General features: G+C 72.5%; 15 protein-coding genes and 1 riboswitch. Of the genes, 11 read left to right on the plus strand and 4 right to left on the minus strand.

The genetic code is table 11. From position 1 onward, the window contains the following. Window positions 1-154 precede the first annotated feature (154 nt). The gene (locus tag IPT68_RS27670) at window positions 155-1,246 is read left to right on the plus strand and encodes a CobW family GTP-binding protein (protein ID WP_228039947.1); all 1,092 of its coding nucleotides are present in this window, start codon (window positions 155-157) and stop codon (window positions 1,244-1,246) included. Here IPT68_RS27670 and IPT68_RS27675 read toward each other — a convergent pair. After that, entirely contained in the window at window positions 1,243-3,699 is a 2,457-nt protein-coding gene (locus IPT68_RS27675) for a DNA gyrase/topoisomerase IV subunit A (RefSeq protein WP_189698571.1), read from the minus strand. The two genes, IPT68_RS27670 and IPT68_RS27675, sit on opposite strands and share 4 nt — an antisense overlap. A gap of 325 nt (window positions 3,700-4,024) precedes the next feature. Between IPT68_RS27675 and IPT68_RS27680 the strand changes: the two genes are divergently transcribed. The 4 genes from IPT68_RS27680 (at window position 4,025) to IPT68_RS27695 (ending at window position 8,912) form a co-directional block, all read left to right on the plus strand. Next, the gene (locus IPT68_RS27680) at window positions 4,025-5,476 is read left to right on the plus strand and encodes a M16 family metallopeptidase (RefSeq protein WP_228039949.1); all 1,452 of its coding nucleotides are present in this window, start codon (window positions 4,025-4,027) and stop codon (window positions 5,474-5,476) included. Continuing rightward, window positions 5,473-6,861, plus strand: coding sequence for a M16 family metallopeptidase (locus tag IPT68_RS27685; RefSeq protein WP_189698572.1), 1,389 nt, complete (start codon window positions 5,473-5,475; stop codon window positions 6,859-6,861). The genes IPT68_RS27680 and IPT68_RS27685 overlap by 4 nt, the downstream gene beginning before the upstream one ends. A 224-nt stretch (window positions 6,862-7,085) precedes the next feature. Continuing rightward, window positions 7,086-7,251, plus strand: a riboswitch (cyclic di-AMP (ydaO/yuaA leader). Window positions 7,252-7,264: 13 nt separating this feature from the next. Beyond that, window positions 7,265-8,029, plus strand: coding sequence for a M23 family metallopeptidase (locus IPT68_RS27690; protein ID WP_189698573.1), 765 nt, complete (start codon window positions 7,265-7,267; stop codon window positions 8,027-8,029). 187 nt (window positions 8,030-8,216) lie between these two features. Further along, window positions 8,217-8,912 (plus strand): GntR family transcriptional regulator, encoded by a 696-nt coding sequence (locus IPT68_RS27695; RefSeq protein ID WP_189698574.1) that lies wholly within the window; start codon window positions 8,217-8,219, stop codon window positions 8,910-8,912. Window positions 8,913-9,230: 318 nt separating this feature from the next. Here the strand turns inward: IPT68_RS27695 and IPT68_RS27700 are convergent, their stop codons facing one another. After that, window positions 9,231-9,512: an HPr family phosphocarrier protein gene (locus tag IPT68_RS27700; RefSeq protein WP_030563197.1), complete on the minus strand. Its 282-nt coding sequence runs from the start codon at window positions 9,510-9,512 to the stop codon at window positions 9,231-9,233. A 176-nt stretch (window positions 9,513-9,688) separates the two neighbouring features. On the opposite strand from IPT68_RS27700, the gene IPT68_RS27705 reads away from it, so the two are divergent. The 4 genes from IPT68_RS27705 to IPT68_RS27720 are packed head-to-tail and all read left to right on the plus strand — an operon-like array spanning window position 9,689 to window position 15,198. After that, window positions 9,689-12,664: a bifunctional acetate--CoA ligase family protein/GNAT family N-acetyltransferase gene (locus tag IPT68_RS27705; protein ID WP_189698575.1), complete on the plus strand. Its 2,976-nt coding sequence runs from the start codon at window positions 9,689-9,691 to the stop codon at window positions 12,662-12,664. A gap of 53 nt (window positions 12,665-12,717) precedes the next feature. Then, window positions 12,718-13,314, plus strand: a complete 597-nt coding sequence (locus IPT68_RS27710; RefSeq protein WP_189698747.1) for a DUF5998 family protein — start codon at window positions 12,718-12,720, stop codon at window positions 13,312-13,314. Next, window positions 13,314-14,504 carry an alkaline phosphatase family protein gene (locus IPT68_RS27715; RefSeq protein WP_189698576.1) on the plus strand — a complete coding sequence of 397 codons (1,191 nt, stop codon included), beginning with the start codon at window positions 13,314-13,316 and terminating at the stop codon, window positions 14,502-14,504. The genes IPT68_RS27710 and IPT68_RS27715 overlap by 1 nt, the downstream gene beginning before the upstream one ends. 46 nt (window positions 14,505-14,550) lie before the next feature. Then, window positions 14,551-15,198 (plus strand): thymidine kinase, encoded by a 648-nt coding sequence (locus tag IPT68_RS27720; RefSeq protein WP_189698577.1) that lies wholly within the window; start codon window positions 14,551-14,553, stop codon window positions 15,196-15,198. A 106-nt stretch (window positions 15,199-15,304) separates the two neighbouring features. Here the strand turns inward: IPT68_RS27720 and IPT68_RS27725 are convergent, their stop codons facing one another. Then, the gene (locus tag IPT68_RS27725; protein WP_189698578.1) at window positions 15,305-16,108 is read right to left on the minus strand and encodes a VOC family protein; all 804 of its coding nucleotides are present in this window, start codon (window positions 16,106-16,108) and stop codon (window positions 15,305-15,307) included. A 296-nt stretch (window positions 16,109-16,404) separates the two neighbouring features. On the opposite strand from IPT68_RS27725, the gene IPT68_RS27730 reads away from it, so the two are divergent. Then, window positions 16,405-17,256: a sulfurtransferase gene (locus IPT68_RS27730; protein WP_189698579.1), complete on the plus strand. Its 852-nt coding sequence runs from the start codon at window positions 16,405-16,407 to the stop codon at window positions 17,254-17,256. 563 nt (window positions 17,257-17,819) lie between these two features. Here IPT68_RS27730 and sepH read toward each other — a convergent pair. Next, entirely contained in the window at window positions 17,820-18,857 is a 1,038-nt protein-coding gene (gene sepH / locus IPT68_RS27735) for a septation protein SepH (RefSeq protein ID WP_189698580.1), read from the minus strand. Between the two features lie 545 nt (window positions 18,858-19,402). On the opposite strand from sepH, the gene IPT68_RS27740 reads away from it, so the two are divergent. Continuing rightward, window positions 19,403-20,035, plus strand: a complete 633-nt coding sequence (locus IPT68_RS27740; RefSeq protein WP_228040611.1) for a hypothetical protein — start codon at window positions 19,403-19,405, stop codon at window positions 20,033-20,035. Window positions 20,036-20,071 lie beyond the last annotated feature (36 nt).

Raw genomic sequence — 20,071 nt, forward strand, 5'->3', positions numbered from 1 at the left:
CCGGCGCCTTGCCCAACGTCTGCCCCGCTCGTGCTGCTAACAATCGTTCACTTCGCGGAGATTCTGCGTGCTCGTATCCTGGCCCGGCATGCAAGTTCCGTATGTGCGCCGGGCGGTGAACCGGTGTGCGCGTAGGCGTGAGAGAGGTCGCACGGTGGGTCAGGGCCCGAGTCCCCAGCAGATCCCGGTCGTCGTTCTCGCCGGATTCCTGGGCTCCGGCAAGACGACGTTGCTCAACCACCTCCTGCACCACAGCGGAGGCAGCCGTATCGGCGCCGTCGTGAACGACTTCGGCGCCGTCGAGATCGACGCCATGGCCGTGGCCGGGGCACTGGGGGACTCCACCGTCTCCCTCGGCAACGGCTGCCTCTGCTGCGCCGTGGACGCCAGTGAGCTCGACGTCTACCTCGAACGGCTGGCCCACCCCGGCACCGGCATCGACGTCATCGTCATCGAGGCCAGTGGACTCGCCGAGCCGCAGGAGCTGGTGCGGATGGTGCTGGCCGGCGAGCACCCGGGCATCGTGTACGGCGGCCTCGTCGAGGTCGTCGACGCCGCCGAGTTCGACGACACGCGCGCGAAGCATCCCGAGCTCGACCGGCACCTCGCCATCGCCGACCTCGTCGTGGTCAACAAGACCGACCGGGCGCCGGACGCCGACCACGTCCTCGCCCTCGTCCGCTCCCTCACCGACCGCGCAGCCGTCGTCCCGGCGACCTACGGCCGGATCGACCCCGAGTTCCTGTTCGACTGCCGGCCGTCGCGGGAGCGCATCGGGCAGCTGTCGTTCGACGACCTGCACGACCGCCAGGACCCCGGTGACGAGCACGCGCACGGCGGTCATCTGCACACCGCCTACGACAGCCTCTCCTTCGTCTCCGACGTGCCCCTCGACCCGCGTCGGCTGATGGCGTTCCTCGACAGCCGGCCCGAGGGCCTGTACCGGATCAAGGGATACGTCGACTTCGGCCCGCACGACCCGCGCAACCGGTACGCCGTCCATGCCGTCGGGCGGTTCCTCCGCTTCCGCCCGGAGCCCTGGGAGCCGCACGGCGAACGCCTCACCCAGCTCGTCCTCATCGGCACCGGCATCGACGCCCCGGCTCTCGACAAGGAGCTGGCGGCGTGCACGAACGACGCCCCACACGCCGACGAGTACGGCATGTGGGGTGTCCTGCGCTACGTACCGGACGTACCGGACACGGACGAAGTGGGTACGCGGGAGACCGAGGAACCTTCGGTCTAGACCGGTCCCGCCACCGCCGTCACCGGCTTGGCCAGCGAGACACCCGAGCCGTCGCGGCGCGGGTCCATCTCGGGCAGCTCGGTCGGTGAGCCGTTCTTCTGCGCGGCGCGCGCGGGAGTGGCGCCCACCCAGGCGAAGGACAGGCAGTCCTCGCCCTTCAGGAACCGCTGGCAGCGCACGCCGCCGGTCGCCCGGCCCTTGCGCGGGTACTGGTCGAACGGGGTCAGCTTGGCGGTCGTCTGCACGGAGTCGTCCAGCGTGCCGCGCGAGCCCGCGACCGTGAAGACGACCGCGTCCGCCGCCGGGTCCACCGCCGTGAAGGAGATCACCTTGGCGCCCTCGGTGAGTTTGATGCCCGTCATGCCGCCCGCCGGGCGGCCCTGGGGGCGCACCTGTGCGGCCTGGTAGCGCAGCAGCTGGGCGTCGTCCGTGACGAAGACCAGGTCCTCCTCGCCCGTGCGCAGCTCGACCGCGCCGACGATCCGGTCGCCCTCCTTGAGGGTGATGACCTCCAGCTCGTCCTTGTTGGCCGGGTAGTCGGGGACCACGCGCTTGACGACGCCCTGTTCCGTGCCCAGCGCGAGCCCGGGGGAGGACTCGTCGAGGGTGGTCAGGCAGACCACCGTCTCGTCGTCCTCCAGGGAGACGAACTCGGCGAGCGGCGCGCCTCCCGACAGATTCGGCGCCGTGGTGGTCTCCGGGAGCTGGGGGAGGTCGATGACGTTGATCCTCAGCAGCCGGCCCGCCGAGGTCACCGCGCCCAGCTCGCCGCGGGCCGTGGCCGGCACCGCCGAGACGATCACGTCGTGCTTGGCGCGCTTGGCGGCGGCGCCCTCCGGGAACGGCTCGGCGTTCATCGTGCGGGCCAGCAGTCCCGTCGAGGAGAGCAGCACCCGGCACGGGTCGTCGGCCACCTGGAGCGGAACGGCGGACACCGGAGCGGCTGCCGACTCCAGCAGGACCGTACGCCGGTCGGTGCCGAACTTCTTCGAAACGGCGGCCAGTTCGGCGGAGACCAGCTTGCGCAGCTCGGCGTCCGAATCCAGGATCCGGGTGAGCTCCTCGATCTCCGCGGTGAGCCGGTCCTTCTCGGCCTCCAGCTCGATGCGGTCGTACTTCGTCAGCCGGCGCAGCGGCGTGTCCAGGATGTACTGCGTCTGGACGTCGCTCAGGCCGAAGCGCTCGATCAGGCGCTCCTTGGCCTGCGCGGAGTTCTCGCTGGAGCGGATCAGGCGGATCACCTCGTCGATGTCCACCAGGGCCGTGAGCAGGCCCTCGACCAGGTGCAGCCGGTCGCGCTTCTTGCCGCGGCGATACTCCGAGCGCCGGCGCACGACCTCGAAGCGGTGGTCGAGGTAGACCTCCAGGAGCTCCTTCAGGCCCAGGGTGAGGGGCTGGCCGTCGACCAGGGCGACGTTGTTGATGCCGAAGGACTCCTCCATGGGCGTCAGCTTGTAGAGCTGCTCCAGGACCGCCTCCGGCACGAAACCGTTCTTGATCTCGATGACCAGGCGCAGCCCGTGCTCACGGTCGGTGAGGTCCTTGACGTCGGCGATGCCCTGCAGCCTCTTCGAGCCGACCAGGTCCTTGATCTTGGCGATCACCTTCTCCGGGCCGACGGCGAAGGGCAGCTCGGTGACGACCAGGCCCTTGCGGCGCGCCGTCACCTCCTCCACGGAGACCGTCGCCCGCATCTTGAACGTGCCGCGGCCCGTCTCGTAGGCGTCGCGGATCCCGGAGAGGCCGACGATCCGGCCGCCGGTGGGCAGGTCGGGGCCGGGGACGTGCCGCATCAGCGCGTCGAGGTCGGCGTTCGGGTGCCTGATCAGGTGGCGGGCGGCCGCGATGACCTCGCGCAGGTTGTGCGGCGGCATGTTCGTGGCCATGCCGACCGCGATGCCCGACGAGCCGTTGACCAGCAGGTTCGGGAAGGCGGCGGGCAGGGCCACCGGCTCCTGCTCCTGGCCGTCGTAGTTGGGCGCGAAGTCGACCGTGTCCTCGTCGATCGACTCCGTCATCAGGCTCGTGGCCTCGGCCATCCGGCACTCGGTGTACCGCATGGCGGCGGGCGGATCGTCGTTGCCCAGCGAGCCGAAGTTGCCGTGGCCGTCGACCAGGGGCACGCGCATGGAGAACGGCTGGGCCATGCGCACCAGGGCGTCGTAGATCGACGCGTCGCCGTGCGGGTGCAACTTACCCATGACCTCGCCGACCACGCGGGCGCACTTCACATAGCCGCGGTCGGGGCGCACGCCCATCTCGTTCATCTGGTAGACGATGCGGCGGTGGACGGGCTTGAGACCGTCGCGGGCGTCCGGCAGGGCCCGGGAGTAGATGACCGAGTACGCGTACTCGAGGAAGGAGCCCTGCATCTCGTCCACGACGTCGATGTCGAGGATCCGCTCCTCGTACGAGTCGTCGGGCGGCGGGGTCTTCGTGCTGCGGCGGGCCATCGCTGCCGGCTCCTCCTGTTTCCTGGTCGTTCGCCCACGGGGCGCTCAGGTCCCTGCGGCTCACTCTTGCTGAAGCGTCAACGGCATCTGACGGGGACCATTGTGGACCGCGCCGCTGACAACGCGGACCCTGGACCCGACGTCGGCCCCCGGCCCCGCGCTGCTCCGCAGGCTACGCCCTCGCGGAGGGCGACCCGGTTCTCGCTCAGGGCGTACGCGCTCCGGGAACTTCACACCAGGTCGGCACGCTTGCATACAGTGGCAGGACTGGCAGGAAATTCCGCGGTTTCCCGACCGCACCGCGATCGAAGGGACGTACATGCCCATGGGTCACACGGCCACAGCCGAGGCAGGCTCCGGCGGCCTGACAGCGACAGAGCACCGCCTGGACAACGGCCTGCGCGTGGTGCTCTCCGAGGACCACCTGACCCCGGTCGCGGCGGTGTGCCTGTGGTACGACGTCGGCTCGCGCCACGAGGTCAAGGGACGTACCGGCCTGGCTCACCTTTTCGAGCACTTGATGTTCCAGGGGTCCGCCCAGGTCAGGGGCAACGGGCACTTCGAGCTGGTGCAGGGTGCCGGAGGCTCGCTGAACGGCACCACCAGCTTCGAGCGCACCAACTACTTCGAGACCATGCCCACCCACCAGCTGGAGCTCGCCCTCTGGCTGGAGGCGGACCGCATGGGTTCGCTGCTCACCGCCCTCGACGACGAGTCCATGGAGAACCAGCGGGACGTCGTCAAGAACGAGCGCCGGCAGCGCTACGACAACGTCCCCTACGGGACCGCGTTCGAGCGGCTCGCGGCCCTCGCCTACCCGGAGGGCCACCCGTACCACCACACGCCGATCGGCTCGATGGCCGACCTCGACGCGGCGACCCTGGAGGACGCGCGCGAGTTCTTCCGCACGTACTACGCGCCGAACAACGCGGTGCTGTCCGTCGTCGGCGACATCGATCCCGAGCAGACACTCGAGTGGATCAAGAAGTACTTCGGCTCCATCGCCGCCCATGACGGCAAGCCCGCCCCGCGCGACGGCTCGCTGCCCGAGATCATCGGCAGGGAGCTGCGCGAGGTCGTCGAGGAGGAGGTCCCGGCGCGCGCCCTGATGGCCGCCTACCGGCTCCCGCACGACGGCACGCGCGCGTGCGACGCCGCCGACGTCGCGCTCACCATCCTCGGCGGCGGCGAGTCGTCCCGCCTGTACAACCGGCTCGTACGCCGGGACCGCACGGCGGTCGCGGCCGGGTTCGGCCTGCTGCGGCTGGCCGGGGCGCCCTCCCTGGGGTGGCTGGACGTGAAGACGTCCGGCGACGTCGAGGTGCCGGTCATCGAGGCCGCCATCGACGAGGAGCTCACCCGGTTCGCCGAGGAGGGCCCGACGGCCGAGGAGATGGAGCGCGCGCAGGCCCTGCTGGAGCGGGAGTGGCTGGACCGGCTCGGCACGGTCGCCAGCCGCGCCGACGAACTGTGCCGGTACGCCGTGCTGTTCGGCGACCCGAAGCTCGCCTTCACCGCCGTCCAGCGCGTCCTGGAAGTCACCGCCGAGGAGGTCCGGGAGGTCGCCAAGGCCCGCCTGCGGCCCGACAACCGCGCGGTGCTCGTCTACGAGCCGACGGCCGCGCAGGCCGAAGAAGCCGAGGCAGCCGCCACGGAGGGAGCTCAGGCCCCCGCCGCCGCGGCCACCGAGGCCCACGACACCAAGGCCGCACCGGCCCACGACACCGACGCCGCGCAGGCCGCCGGCGGCGACGACACCGAGGAGGCGGCCCAGTGACCGAGCTCGCCACGATGGACTTCCACCCCCAGCCGCAGGCGGGCGAGGCGCGCCCCTGGGCGTTCCCGGCCCCCACGCGCGGGACGCTCGACAACGGCCTGACCGTGCTGCGCTGCCACCGCCCCGGCCAGCAGGTCGTCGCCGTCGAGATGCTCCTGGGCGCGCCCCTGGACGCCGAGCCCGCCGACCTGGACGGCGTCGCCACGATCATGGCCCGCGCCTTCTCCGAGGGCACCGACAAGCACTCCGCCGAGGAGTTCGCCGCCGAGCTGGAGCGCTGCGGCGCCACCCTCGACTCGCACGCCGACCACCCCGGCGTCCGGCTGAGCCTGGAGGTCCCGGTCTCCCGGCTGCCCAAGGCCCTCGGTCTGCTCGCCGACGCCCTCAGGGCGCCCGCCTTCGCCGACAGCGAGGTCGAGCGGCTGGTCCGCAACCGCCTCGACGAGATCCCGCACGAGCTGGCCAACCCGGCCCGGCGGGCCGCCAAGGAGCTCTCCAAGGAGCTGTTCCCGGCGACCTCGCGCATGTCGCGCCCGCGCCAGGGCACCGAGGAGACGGTCGCGAAGATCGACTCCGCCGCCGTACGCTCCTTCTACGAGCGGTACGTCCGCCCCTCCACCGCCACGGCCGTGGTGGTCGGCGACCTCACCGGCGTCGACCTCGACGCCCTGCTCGGCGACACCCTGGGCGCCTGGACCGGGTCCCCGGGGCAGCCGCGGCCCGTGCCGGCGGTGACCGCCGACGACACCGGCCGCGTCGTCATCGTGGACCGGCCCGGCGCGGTGCAGACCCAGCTGCTGATCGGCCGCGTGGGCCCCGACCGGCACGACCGCGTGTGGCCGGCCCAGGTGCTCGGCACCTACTGCCTGGGCGGCACCCTCACCTCCCGCCTGGACCGCGTCCTGCGCGAGGAGAAGGGCTACACCTACGGGGTGCGCTCGTTCGGCCAGGTACTGCGCTCCGCCCCCGACGGCAGCGGCGCCTCGATGCTCGCCATCAGCGGTTCCGTCGACACACCGAACACCGGCCCCGCGCTGGAGGACCTCTGGACGGTGCTGCGCACGCTCGCCGCGGAGGGCCTCACGGACGCCGAGCGCGACGTCGCCGTGCAGAACCTCGTCGGTGTGGCGCCGCTGAAGTACGAGACCGCGGCGGCGGTGGCGGGCACGCTGGCCGACCAGGTCGAGCAGCACCTGCCCGACGACTACCAGGCGACGCTGTACCAGCAACTCGCCGCGACCGGCACCGTGGAGGCCACCGCGGCGGTCGTCAGCGCCTTCCCGGTGGACCGTCTGGTGACGGTGCTCGTCGGTGACGCGGGGCAGATCAAGGAGCCCGTCGAGGCCCTCGGTATCGGCGAAGTCACCGTCGTGACGGCCGAGTAGAGGCAGACCGGCGGCACGCGCGTGCAGGGGCCCTGGTGACCGATCCGTCACCAGGGCCCCTTGATGTGCCGGTTGAGCGATGGGAATGTCCCAATTGAGGCAGAGGTTGCCTGTCTGACCTGTGGGATGCGCTACAAACGCCCTTCTTCGTTTGGGGATCGGAAGATGTCCCGTTTAGCGTCATCCGGGCTGTCCGTCAGGCAGTGCGCCGCACCCGCGGCACCGGACAGTCATCGCCGAGTCCCCGTACGGCGCGAGCCAGGGGAGCCGGGGACCCAACCATGAAGTCCCTGGGGTGAATCGGACGCCCGCGCGCGGCGAGGGAGTCCGTAGGAGACCTTCCTGCTCCGAACCCGTCAGCTAACCCGGTAGGCGAGAGGGAAGGAAAGGACAAAGCCACCACATGGCGTTCACGCGCGCCACCGGGAAGCACCGTCGTCCCAGCCGGATGAAGCGCACCACCGCCCACGCGGCGGGTGTCGCCGCGCTCACCACCACCGGAGTCATCGGCACCCTGGCCGCTCCCGCGCTCGCCACCGAGCCCGCGGCCGAGGAGACCGGCCTGCTCCCGGTCGTCTCCATCGGCGACTCGGTCGCCGAGCAGATAGACGCCCAGGCCGCCGCCCAGAAGCAGGCCGCGGCGAAGGCGGCCGCCGAGAAGAAGGCCGAGGCCGCCGCCGCACAGCGCGCCAGGGAGCAGGCGAAGGAGGCGCGCGAGGCCGAGGAGCGTGCCGCCCGTGAGGCCGAGCGCAAGCGCCTCACCGCCCATGTCCCGCCGATCACCGGCTCCTACGTCTCCACCGGCTACCGGTCCGGTGGCTCCCTGTGGTCCTCCGGCAGCCACACCGGCGTCGACTTCCACGCCGCGAGCGGCACACTCGTGCGCGCGGTCGGCTCCGGCACCGTGGTCGAGGCCGGCTGGGGCGGGGCGTACGGCAATCAAGTAGTGATCAAGATGAACGACGGTACGTACACCCAGTACGGCCACCTGTCGTCCATCGGTGTCTCGGTGGGCCAGACGGTCACCCCGGGGCAGCGGATCGCCCTGTCCGGCGCCACTGGCAACGTCACCGGGGCGCACCTGCATTTCGAGGTCCGGACGACCCCGGAGTACGGCTCGGACATCGACCCGATCGCCTACCTCCGCTCGCACGGCGTCAGCGTCTGACGGCGGATCGCTCCGCTTCCCGCGGGCCCCGGCTCACGAGCCGGGGCTTTCGGCGTTTCGTGCGTCTGTATGTCCAAAAAAAATCCATGGATTCCAGCCCGCCGTCGGAAATCCCGGCTCATTGCAATAGAGTCACGGAACACACGTCGATCTCGACGTTTCATGGGGATTAAGGCGGAGGTCGGTCATGCGTATTCCGGCGCACTCGGTGTGCACGGCGATCCGGGACGACATCGTCGCGGGTGTCTACGAGCGTGGCGGCCGGCTCACCGAGGAACTCCTCGCGCGCCGCTACGGCGTCTCGCGCGTCCCCGTCCGGGAGGCATTGCGCACCCTGGAGGCCGAGGGTTTCGTGGTGACCCGGCGGCACGCGGGCGCGTGCGTGGCGGAGCCGACCGAGCAGGAGGCCGCCGACCTGCTGGAGATGCGCATGCTCCTTGAGCCGCTCGGCGCCTCCCGGGCGGCGCAGCGGCGCACCGAGGCCCATCTGAAGGTGCTGCGCGGCCTGGTCCGGCTGGGCCAGGAGCGGGCCAGGCGCGGCAACAGCGAGGACCTGCGCTCCCTGGGCGGCTGGTTCCACGAGACGCTCGCCCAGGCCTCCGGCAGCCCCGCCCTGATCGCCATGCTGACCCAGCTGCGGCACAAGATCGCCTGGATGTACGCCGTCGAGGCGCCCGTCAGCCCTGTGGAGTCCTGGACGGAGCACGGCGCGATCGTGGACGCGGTGGCGCGCGGCGACGGCGAGCGCGCGCGGGCGATCACGGCGCTGCACACCGAGCGCGCGACCGGCGCGCACCGGCTGCGCTTCTCCGTCAGCGGCGACCGCGCGGACCGTGTGAGGACTTCGCAACATGCCGTAAACATGACAGGCCTGCGGCATTAACACAGGCGCCGTATACAAAGAGGAGATATTCGGCGGCGGAGTATTTCCGCTGCCCTTTCCGGCCTGCCGTGAATTCCTGTCGACCTGCCGTGCATTCCTGTCGCACCGGCGCGTGAAAACGTGGCCGAGCATGCCGGAAAACAGCGATGCCGCACCGCCGGGAAACCGCCGAGCCGCCCCCTCCGGAAACCACCACGGCCCTACCGCCCGGAAACCGCGAGGCCCCGCCGCCCGGAAACCGCGACGCCCGCCGCCTGGAAACGGCGAGGCCGCGCCGCCCGGAGGGGCGACACGGCCTCAGGACTGCCGTGCGCGGGCTCAGACGGTCTCGGGAAGCTCCTCGAGACCCTCCGCGACCAGCTTGGCCAGACGGTCGAGCGCCGCGTCGGCACCCTCGGCGTCGGAGGCCAGGACGATCTCCTCGCCACCCTGGGCGCCCAGACCCAGGACGGCCAGCATGGACGCCGCGTTGACGGGGTTGCCGCCTGCCTTGGCGATCGTCACCGGGACGCCTGCGGCCGTGGCGGCTCGGACGAAGATGGAGGCGGGGCGGGCGTGGAGACCCTCGGCCCAGCCGACGTTGACGCGGCGCTCAGCCATGTGATGCTGCCCTTCAGGTGTTCAGGGTTGTCTAGACCAGTTTCCCATATCGTGAAGCCTGCCCGGACGGGTGCTTCGTCCCGTCCGGAGCGTCGCGGACCGCGGCCTCGGTCCGGTGTTGTCCCTCCACAGACTGCCTCGCGCCGTTGTCGTACGCGAGCCGTACTCTGGGGCCCATGCAGAGCCCGTCGGACCGGCACGAGTACCCCGCCCACTGGGAGGCCGACGTGGTGCTGCGCGACGGCGGCACCGCACGCATCCGGCCCATCACCGTCGATGACGCCGAGCGCCTGGTCAGCTTCTACGAGCAGGTCTCGGACGAGTCGAAGTACTACCGCTTCTTCGCGCCCTACCCGCGCCTGTCCGCCAAGGACGTCCACCGCTTCACGCACCACGACTTCGTGGACCGGGTGGGACTCGCGGCCACGATCGGCGGCGAGTTCATCGCCACCGTACGCTACGACCGGATCGGCGCCGACGGGATGCCCGCGTCCGCGCCCGCCGACGAGGCCGAAGTCGCCTTCCTGGTGCAGGACGCCCACCAGGGGCGCGGTGTCGCCTCCGCCCTGCTGGAGCACATCGGCGCCGTCGCCCGCGAGCGCGGCATCCGCCGCTTCGCCGCCGAGGTGCTGCCCGCCAACACCAAGATGATCAAGGTGTTCACGGACGCCGGGTACACCCAGAAGCGCAGCTTCGAGGACGGTGTCGTACGCCTGGAGTTCGACCTCGAACCCACCGACCGCTCGCTCGCGGTGCAGCGCGCGCGTGAGCAGCGGGCCGAGGGTCGGTCGGTGCGGCGGCTGCTGACGCCCGGTTCGATCGCCGTCGTCGGCGCGGGGCGCACGCCCGGCGGCGTGGGCCGCAGCGTGCTCGGCAACATCCGGCAGGCGGGCTTCACCGGCCGTCTCTACGCCGTGAACAAGGCGCTTCCCGAGGGCCAGAAGGAACTCGACGGGGTGCCGGCGTACCGGTCGGTGCGGGACATCGAAGGGCCCGTCGACGTCGCGGTCGTGGCGGTGCCCGCGCAGTACGTGCCCGAGGTGGTCGCCGAGTGCGGCGAGCACGGGGTGCAGGGTCTCGTCGTGGTCTCCGCCGGGTACGCCGAGAGCGGGCCCGACGGACGCGAGCGGCAGCGGGAACTCGTGCGCCAGGCGCGCGCGTGCGGCATGCGGATCATCGGGCCGAACGCCTTTGGCATCATCAACACCTCCCCCCAGGTGCGGCTCAACGCCTCGCTGGCACCGCAGATGCCGCGGCCCGGGCGGATCGGGCTGTTCGCGCAGTCCGGCGCCATCGGCATCGCGTTGCTGTCCCGGCTGCACCGGCGCGGCGGCGGGGTCACCGGGGTCACGGGCGTGTCGACGTTCGTCTCGTCGGGCAACCGCGCGGACGTGTCCGGCAACGACCTGCTCCAGTACTGGTACGACGATCCGGACACCGACGTCGTCCTGATGTACCTGGAGTCCATCGGCAACCCGCGCAAGTTCACCCGCCTCGCGCGGCGGACCGCGGCGGCGAAGCCGCTGGTCGTGGTGCAGGGCGCGCGGCACGGGGGCGCGGCGCCGCAGGGACACGCGGTACGGGCGACGCGGCTGCCGCACGCCACGGTGTCCGCGCTGCTGCGGCAGGCCGGGGTGATCCGGGTGGACACGATCACCGAGCTGGTGGACGCCGGGCTGCTGCTCGCGCGCCAGCCGCTGCCGGCGGGGCCGCGCGTGGCGATCCTCGGGAACTCCGAGTCACTGGGGCTCCTGACGTACGACGCCTGCCTGGCCGAGGGGCTGCGACCGCAGGTTCCGCTGGATCTGACGACGGGGGCCGCGCCGGAGGACTTCCAGGAGGCGTTGGCGCGAGCGCTGGCCGACGACACGTGCGACGCCGTCGTGGTGACGGCGATACCGGCCGTGGGGGAGGGCGCGGCAGGGGACGCGGCGCTGGCGGAGGCCCTGAGAGCGGCCGCGGCCGCGGTGCCCTCCAAGCCGGTGCTGGTGGTGCACGTGGAGCTGGGCGGCCTCGCGGACGCCCTCTCGGTGGCGGCGAGCACCGCGCCGCAGGCCGCTCCGGCGCCGCCCGGTGCCACGGGAGCGGCGGCGAGCACCGCGCCGCAGGCCGCTCCGGCGCTGTCCGGTGCCTCGGGAGCGGCCGCGAATACCGCACCCCAGGCCGCTCCGGCGCTGTCCGGTGCCACGGGCGCGGTCCCTCCAGGGGCGCGCGTGACGCCGGTCGACGGGCCGGATGCGCGCACCGCTCCCGCGGGCACCGCCCCCGCGCCCCCCGCCCCCACCGGTTCCCGCCTCATCCCCGCCTATCCCGCCGCCGAACGCGCCGTCCGCGCCCTCGCCGAAGCCGTCGAGTACGCGCAGTGGCGGCGCGAGGCTGCCGACCCGGGGAAGGTGCCCGAGTACGACGACATCGACGAGAAGGGCGCGGCCGAGCTGATCGGCGGACTGCTCGCGCGCGGGCAGGGCCTCACGCTCGGCACGGAGGAGACCTGCGAACTGCTGCGCCGCTACGGCGTCCACGTGCACCGCGCCCTGCCCGCCCCGACCCCCGACGCCGCCGCGGAAGCCGCCCGCACCCTCGGCTACCCCGTCGCCCTCAAGGCCACAGCCCCGCACCTGCGCCACCGCGCCGACCTCGGCGGCGTACGCCTCGACCTCGCGGACGAGGAGCAACTGCGCCGCTCGTACACCGAGTTGACGGAACTGTTCGGAAAGCCCGAGGAGCTGCGGCCGGTCGTGCAGCGGATGGCCCCCCGCGGCGTCGACACCGTCGTACGGACCGTGATCGACCCGGCCGCCGGAGCGGTGCTCTCCTTCGGACTCGCCGGAGCCGCCTCCCAGCTGCTCGGCGACACCGCGCACCGGCTGATCCCGGTCACCGACCGCGAGGCGACCTCGCTGATCCGGTCCATCCGGACGGCACCCCTCCTCTTCGGCTGGCGCGGCTCCACACCTGTGGACACCCCCGCCCTGGAACAGCTGCTCCTGCGGGTGTCCCGCCTGGTCGACGACCACCCGGAGGTCGTCGCGGTCACCCTGGAACCGGTCGTCGTGGCCCCCCACGGTCTGAGCGTCCTCGGCGCCTCCGTCCGCCTGGCCCCGCCCCCCGTCCGTGACGACCTGGGCCCCCGGACGCTGCCGACGTACTGAGCCCGGGCCCGGACCGCCTGAGCGGTGCCTCGCAGTCAGTGGGCCCCCGTAGGATGGACGGCATGGCCAAGACCAGTACGACGACCCAGGGGCTGCGTGCGGCGATCGAGCGCAGTGGCTACTACCCGGCCCTCGTGGCCGAGGCGGTGGAGGCCGCTGTGGGCGGCGAGCCCATCCGGTCGTACCTGGTCCATCAGGAGACGACGTTCGACCAGAACGAGGTGCGGCGGCATGTGACCGTGCTCGTCCTCACCGACAACCGCTTCATCGTCAGCCACACCGACGAGCAGGCCGCCGACAGCACCTCCCCGACGCCGTACGCCACGACGTCGACGGAGTCGGTGAAGCTCGACCGGATCTCCTCGGTCGTGGTCAGCCGTGTGGTCGCCAACCCGGAGTCGTACACGCCGGGCACCCTGCCGCGCGAGGTCGTGCTCACCATCGGCTGGGGTGCCGTCTCCCGCATCGACCTGGAGCCCGCCGCTTGCGGCGACGCCAACTGCGAGGCGGACCACGGCTACACGGGCAGCTCGACGGCCGACGACCTCAGCCTGCGCGTCAGCGAGGCGGGGGACGGCCCGGAGACGGTCCGCCAGGCGCTCGTCTTCGCGCAGGCCATCTCCGAGGCGACCGCGGACCCCGCCCGCTGATGGTCCAGCCCGCCGCCTGGGACCACCCGGAGCCCCTCGCCGTCGACTCCGCCCCCCGCCCCGAGTACGGCACGGGTTCGCTCGCCGACCTGCTGCCCACACTGGCCGCGGGCATGGGCGTACCCGGCATGACCGCAGCGATCACCGAGCTGACCCCCGCCGACCGGGTCTGCGTGTTCCTGATCGACGGACTCGGCTGGGAGCAGCTGAGGGCGCACCCTCAGGAAGCGCCCTTCATGACGTCGCTCCTTGCCACCTCGCGCGGTGGCACGGGCCGCCCCCTCACCGCGGGCTACCCGGCGACCACCGCGACCTCCCTCGCCTCCGTCGGCACCGGCCTCCCGCCCGGCGCGCACGGCCTGCCCGGCTACACCGTGCGCAACCCGGACACCGGCGAGCTGATGAACCAGCTCCGCTGGCACCCGTGGACCCCGCCGGCCGCCTGGCAGCCGTACCCCACGGTGTTCGAGCTGGCCGCCCGCGTCGGCGTGCACGTTGCGCAGGTCACCTCCCCCGCCTTCCAGAACACCCCGCTGACGAAGGTCGCGCTCAGCGGAGGAACGTTCCACGGACGGCTGACCGGCGAGGAGCGCATGGACCTCGCCGCCGTGCAGCTCGCCGCCGGGGAGCGCAGCCTCGTCTACACGTACTACGCCGAACTCGACGGCGCCGGGCACCGCTACGGCCTCGCCTCCGACACCTGGGTCGGCCAGCTCATGTACGTCGACCGCCTGGTCCAGCGCCTGGCCGAACAGCTGCCGCCGCGCAGCGCCCTCTACGTCACCGCCGATCACGGCATGGTCGACGTGCCCTTCGGCGAGCAGCACCGCATCGACTTCGACGAGGACTGGGAGCTGCGCGCCGGCGTCGCCCTGCTCGGCGGCGAGGGCCGCGCCCGGCACGTGTACGCCGTGCCGGGCGCCGAGAACGACGTACTGACCTGCTGGCGCGAGGTGCTCGGCGAGCAGTTCTGGGTGGCCTCGCGGGAGGAGGCGATCGCGGCGGGCTGGTTCGGCCCGCACATCGACGAGCGGGTCCACCCGCGCATCGGCGACGTGGTCGCTGCCGCGCGCGACGACGTCCTGCTCATCGCCTCCGAACGGGAGCCAAAGGAGTCGTCGATGGTCGGCAACCACGGCTCGATGACCCCTGCCGAGCAGCTGGTCCCACTGCTCGAAGTACGCTCCTGACACCCACCCCCGTTACCGCTCATCGCCGAAAGGTGCTCAACCTCCCATGCCCGAGCTGGTGTTCTTCTCCGGAACGATGGACTGCGGGAAGTCGACGCTTGCTCTGCAGATCGAGCACAACCGCTCCGCCCGCGGCCTCCAGGGCATGATCTTCACCCGGGACGACCGCGCGGGCGAGGGCAAGCTGTCCTCCCGGCTCGGCCTGGTCACGGACGCGGTGGAGGTAGCCGACGGCATGGACCTGTACGGGTACCTCGTCGACCATCTCTCCCGAGGTGGGCGCGCGGACTACGTGATCGCGGACGAGGCGCAGTTCCTGGCCCCGGAGCAGATAGACCAACTCGCGCGCGTGGTCGACGACCTGGGCCTGGACGTCTACGCCTTCGGCATCACGACCGACTTCCGCACCAAGCTCTTCCCCGGCTCCCAGCGGCTGGTGGAGCTGGCCGACCGGGTCGAGGTGCTCCAGGTGGAGGCACTGTGCTGGTGCGGCGCCCGGGCCACGCACAACGCGCGTACGGTCGGCGGGCACATGGTCGTCGAGGGCGCCCAGGTGGTCGTCGGCGACGTCAACCAGGGGGACACCGTCGGCTACGAGGTGCTGTGCCGCCGGCATCACCGACGCCGTATGACGTCCGCTGCCACGCACGCGGCACCGCTGTCGCCGGACGTGCTGCCGGTGTCGCCGGGCTGAGAGCGACCCACCGGCTTGAGCGTCCCGTGGGCTTGAGCGACCCGCCGACCCGCCGACCCGCCGACCCGCCGATCCGACCCGCCGATCTTGGCGACCCCGAGCGCCCTCAGCGGCGGCTTCGGAGGAGCGCTAACCGCGCGCCCTCGGGGTCGGCCACCGTGGCCACGCGCCCGTGCTCGCTGTCGTGCGCCGGTTTCAGCACATGCCCGCCGAGCCCGACGACATGCTCCAGCGCCTCGTCCGGGTCGGCGACCTCGAAGTACGTCAACCAGTGCGGGCCCCGGTCGCGGGGCAGGGACGTGCCGACACCGTGCAGGCCGGCGACCGGGCGCCCGCCGAGGTGCAGGGTGAGGTAGTCGATGTCGGCGGAGACGACCGGTTCCTGCTCGTAGCCGAAGACGGTCCGGTAGAACTTGGCGACGCTCTCCGACTCGAACGTCAGCAACTCGTGCCAGGCCGGTGCCCCGGGCACCCCGGCGAGGCCGGCGCCCCGGTGGGTCGCGGCCTGCCAGACGCCGAAGACGGCGCCCGAGGGGTCGGAGCAGATGGCGAGTCGTCCGGCGTCCTCCGCGTCGAGCGGCCCCACGCCGACCGTGCCGCCGCACAGGCGGATCGTGTCGGCGGTCCGGTCGACGTCGTCGGAGGCGAGGTACGGCGTCCAGGCGATGGGGAGACGCCGGTCCGGCGGCAGTTGCCCGATGCCCGCCACCTCGCGGCCGTCCAGCAGGGCCCGCACATAGGGGCCGAGTTGCTGCGGGCCGGGGCGGAACTCCCAGCCGAACAGAGTCCCGTAGAACTCCTGCGTCGCCGCCAGCCCGTGCACCATCAGACTCACCCAGCAGGGCGCGCCGGGCGCGTACCGGTCGTGCGCTGCGCCGTTGCGGTCGGCCGGCCCCCGTGCCTCGGTCATCGTCACTCTCTCCTCGGCCCCTGACGGTGGCCGCGTCGCTTCCGCTCTCGGACCCCCGTGCCGATGCTCGCACCCAGTCATGTGCCCCGGCCTCCGGGCGCGCCGCCGTCTCCGGCTCCCCGCGCGACGGTGGCCCGAGCCGCGGTTGCCTGCCCGTTTCCGGGAGATTGCTCTCGGGTGTCGATCGGCTCCACAGCCAGTGCCCGGTCCCGTACGCCTGGTGATCGGACCTGTCCGGCCGAGCAGAGTAGCCGCACATGGGCGACAGGGCCACCCCGTGCGCGAGGATGGTGGCCATGAACGCCATCATCACCGCATCCGAACTCGCGAGCGACCTGTCCGGGCCGCACCCGCCCGTGCTGCTCGACGTGCGCTGGCAGCTGACCGTGGCCAAGGCGGCCGGTGGACCGCCGTTCGACGGGCGGGCCGCGTACGCGGCCGGGCACATCCCCGGTGCGGCATTCGTCGACCTGGACCGCGAGTTGGCCTCGGCGCCGGGCGCGCACGGGCGCCATCCGCTGCCCGACGTCGCTCGGTTCGGCGCCGCGATGCGCCGTGCGGGCGTGTCGTCGGGCCGGCGAGTCGTTGTGTACGACGGTGGCCAGGGCTGGGCCGCGGCCCGTGCCTGGTGGCTGTTGCGCTGGACGGGTCACCCGGACGTGCGAGTGCTCGACGGCGGGTTGCCGGCGTGGCAGGGCGCGCTGTCGGTGGAGGAGCCGACGCCCGAGGAGGGGGACTTCCGGCCGGTGGCCGGCGCCGAGGGGCTCCTGGACGCGGACGGCGCCGCTGCGCTCGCCCGTTCGGGTGTGCTGCTCGACGCGCGGGCGGCGGAGCGGTACCGGGGGGACGTGGAGCCGATCGACCGAGTGGGCGGGCACATTCCGGGGGCGGTGTCCGCGCCGACGAACGAGAACGTGGGGGCGGACGGCCGCTTCCTGCCCGCCGATGAGCTCCGGGCGCGCTTCGACGCGCTGGGGGCGCACGACGGGGCGAAGGTGGGCGTGTATTGCGGTTCCGGTGTCTCGGGGGCGCATGAGGTGCTGGCGCTCGCGGTCGCGGGCATCCCGGCGGCGCTGTACGTGGGCTCTTGGTCGGAGTGGTCCTCGGACCCGTCACGCCCGGTCGCGGTGGGGCCGGATCCGCAGTAACGGGCCGCGTTCGAACGCCGCCCTCCGGGCGCGCCGCCGCCTTCGGCTCCCCGCACGACGGGAGATGGCGCGCACGTGGCCGACGCCGGGCACGCACGTGGGTGGGGCCGGCCCACAGTGACCGGCGTGCGGCCGAGGTCGATGGTGCGGTCACGGTGGCGGCGGATCGCAGTGGCCGCTGCGCCGCTGACGTTGAGGACCTGGTAGCGGTGGGGCCGGTCCGCAGTGACCGCCGGGCCGCCCAGGCCCGCATGCGGTGAGTCCGGGGCCCGAACAGCGGCGCGCCGCCGAGTGCAAGGGTCCGGCGCGATGGGGTCCGATGTCCGTTACCGTCGCGCCGCCGAGTGCAAGGGCCCGGCGCGATGGGGTCCGATGTCCGTTACCGTCGCGCCACCGAGTGCAAGGGCCCGGCGCGATGGGGTCCGATGTCCGTTACCGTCGCGCCGCTGACCGTGAGGGCCCGCACGCGGCAGGGCCGGCATCCGCAGCGACCCCGCGCCGCGCACGCCGAGGGCCCGCCCCCGGGCAGGTGCGGGCCCTCGGTTTCGTACGTCGCCCGGCAGCTACTCCTGCTTCTTGCGGCGCGTGCCGAACACGATCTCGTCCCAGCTCGGGACCGCCGCTCTGCGGCCGGGGCGGACCCCGTCGGCCTCCGCCTGGCGGTCCGTGGCGCCGATGAGGCGGTCACGGTGGCTGCCGACGGATCGCGGCATGAGGACGTCCGCGTAGGCGGAACCGGCCGAGGCGGCGGGCGCCGGCGGCTCCTCCTCCTCGGGCTCGACGGCGGGTTCCTCCACCGGCTCGGGTACCGGACGTTCCGGCACCACCAGGTCGCCCCGGAAGCTCGGCACCGCCTCCAGCAGGCTGGTCAGCGAGTCCCGCTCACTCGCGCTCTCTTCGGCGGCGGGCTCCGTCGGAGGAGCCGGCAGGCTCGGCCGCTCACGGTCGGCGGAACGGTCGAGTGTGCGTTCGCGCGGCAGCCGTGCGATCCGCGGGACGAAGGGGAAGCTGGGCTCGGGCGCGCCGAGGTCGTCGGCCTCGCCGATCAGCGAGCGGGCCTCGTCGTCGACGGCCTGGACGAGCCGCCGGGGCGGGTCGTACGTCCAGCTCGCCGAGTGCGGCTCGCCCGCGACGCGGTAGACCAGCAGCACTTCCCAGGTGCCGTCGTCGCGGCGCCAGGAGTCCCACTGCACGGTGTCCTTCTCGGCGCCGCGCAGCACCAGCCGCTCCTGCACGGCCTCGCCCAGCAGCGGACCGGAGTTCTCGCCGGGGCGGCGGACCGGGGTCTTGCGGGCCCGCTCGGCCATGAAGGCGCGCTCGGCCAGCACGGGACCCTCGAAGCGGCGTACGCGATCGACGGGGATGCCCGCCATCTGGGCGACCTCTTCCGCGGTCGCACCCGCGCGTATCCGCGCCTGGATGTCTCGGGGGCGGAGATGGCTCTCCACCTCGATCTCGATCTGGCCGAGGCGGGGACGGTCGCCGCGCACGGCGGCGCGGAGCCGTTCGTCGATCGGAAGCGTGTACTCCGTGCTGTCCGCAGCCTTCAGCACCAGCCGTGTGCCGTCATTGGAGACGGCCACGACACGCAGTTCGGGCATGGGGACCTCCCGGGTGGTGCCTGCCGACGTCACGTGCGTCGCTGCTTCCGCTAGTCGAGTGTGGCCTGCCCGGGTGCAGCCTGCCACAACCTTGCCGAGTTGCCCGGCGTGTCGGGCACGGGCCCTGGATCGCCGTTATGGCACGGTTACCTATTCGCAACGCTAAGTGACCAACTCCGTCACCCTGTGCAACATGCCCCCTCCCGGCGATCCTTGAAAGGTCCCGGACGCCCTGGCGGGAGACCTGACCCAGGGCTCGCAACAGTACTCCATTTGGACCACGTGCGTGGATTGGCGCGCCGCGCAACTTCTCCCGGGAGGCGGTACTTGGCCGCCGCCGACGGGTTTTCCCGATCGCGCACGTGGCGTATTTCACGGAATCACCAGAAACGGAACTACCGGTTTCGACCGTACGTCCCCCTCTCGTACCCCCAGTCGATCAAGTACGGAAAAGGCCGGCAAGGCCCGGAATGCGCGAAAGGCCCGATGTCGTTGAGGAGTCGAGCTCGGGAGAGGAGGTGAGGCGGAAGCGGATCGACTTGAGCGTGCCACAGGTCGCGGGCAGTGCGGTGGCCGCGGTGATGGCCGCGGAACTCGCCTCCTACGCCGGGGTGTACGGGACGTTCCTCGGCCCCGGAGTCGTCAGCGTCATCGCCACCTGCGGCGGGTCGCTGTTCCAGCAGTTCTTCATACGGACCGGTGAGCAACTCCGCGATGTCGCGGCCCCCGCCCGGCCCGCCGTGCAAGCGCACCCCGTCACGGGGGAGTTCACCGAGGGCACGGTCCGCCGCACGCGGGGCAGGGCCCGAAATCGCCCGTTGTTGGCGGCGGCCCCGGTCTTCGGCGTCACGATGACCGGCGTCACCGCCTACGAACTGGCCTCCGGCAGCAGCTTCAGCGGCGGCGGCACGACGGTCGGTGACGTTCTCTCCGGCCACGGCGCGTCGTCGGCCCGGGACTCCGGGGACACGCACTCCGGCTCCGACTCCGGCTCGGGGTCCGATTCCGTTCCGGCGGGGAGAGTTCGACGCCGAGCCATTCCGGGACGCCGGACACCACCGGCGGCGCCACACCGTCGGGTGACGCCTCGTCAGGAGCGACGGCGGCGGTACGGCGGGCGGTTCGACGCCGGCCCACGGCGCGAGCGTGAGCGGCGAGGACGACCAGGACACCGGTGAGGACCCGGCGGCGACGCCCGCCACCCAGCGCGCCCG

The sequence above is a fragment of the Streptomyces chromofuscus genome (genome assembly GCF_015160875.1).
GTDB lineage: Bacteria > Actinomycetota > Actinomycetes > Streptomycetales > Streptomycetaceae > Streptomyces > Streptomyces chromofuscus.

What these genes read in the sequence shown, in the direction of transcription:
- IPT68_RS27675 (WP_189698571.1), bottom strand. Translation starts at nt 3,699, where the DNA reads ATGGCCCGCCGCAGCACGAAGACCCCGCCGCCCGACGACTCGTACGAG.
- IPT68_RS27680 (WP_228039949.1), top strand. Translation starts at nt 4,025, where the DNA reads ATGGGTCACACGGCCACAGCCGAGGCAGGCTCCGGCGGCCTGACAGCG.
- IPT68_RS27690 (WP_189698573.1), top strand. Translation starts at nt 7,265, where the DNA reads ATGGCGTTCACGCGCGCCACCGGGAAGCACCGTCGTCCCAGCCGGATG.
- IPT68_RS27695 (WP_189698574.1), top strand. Translation starts at nt 8,217, where the DNA reads ATGCGTATTCCGGCGCACTCGGTGTGCACGGCGATCCGGGACGACATC.
- IPT68_RS27700 (WP_030563197.1), bottom strand. Translation starts at nt 9,512, where the DNA reads ATGGCTGAGCGCCGCGTCAACGTCGGCTGGGCCGAGGGTCTCCACGCC.
- IPT68_RS27705 (WP_189698575.1), top strand. Translation starts at nt 9,689, where the DNA reads ATGCAGAGCCCGTCGGACCGGCACGAGTACCCCGCCCACTGGGAGGCC.
- IPT68_RS27710 (WP_189698747.1), top strand. Translation starts at nt 12,718, where the DNA reads ATGGACGGCATGGCCAAGACCAGTACGACGACCCAGGGGCTGCGTGCG.
- IPT68_RS27715 (WP_189698576.1), top strand. Translation starts at nt 13,314, where the DNA reads ATGGTCCAGCCCGCCGCCTGGGACCACCCGGAGCCCCTCGCCGTCGAC.
- IPT68_RS27720 (WP_189698577.1), top strand. Translation starts at nt 14,551, where the DNA reads ATGCCCGAGCTGGTGTTCTTCTCCGGAACGATGGACTGCGGGAAGTCG.
- IPT68_RS27725 (WP_189698578.1), bottom strand. Translation starts at nt 16,108, where the DNA reads ATGACCGAGGCACGGGGGCCGGCCGACCGCAACGGCGCAGCGCACGAC.
- IPT68_RS27730 (WP_189698579.1), top strand. Translation starts at nt 16,405, where the DNA reads ATGAACGCCATCATCACCGCATCCGAACTCGCGAGCGACCTGTCCGGG.
- sepH (WP_189698580.1), bottom strand. Translation starts at nt 18,857, where the DNA reads ATGCCCGAACTGCGTGTCGTGGCCGTCTCCAATGACGGCACACGGCTG.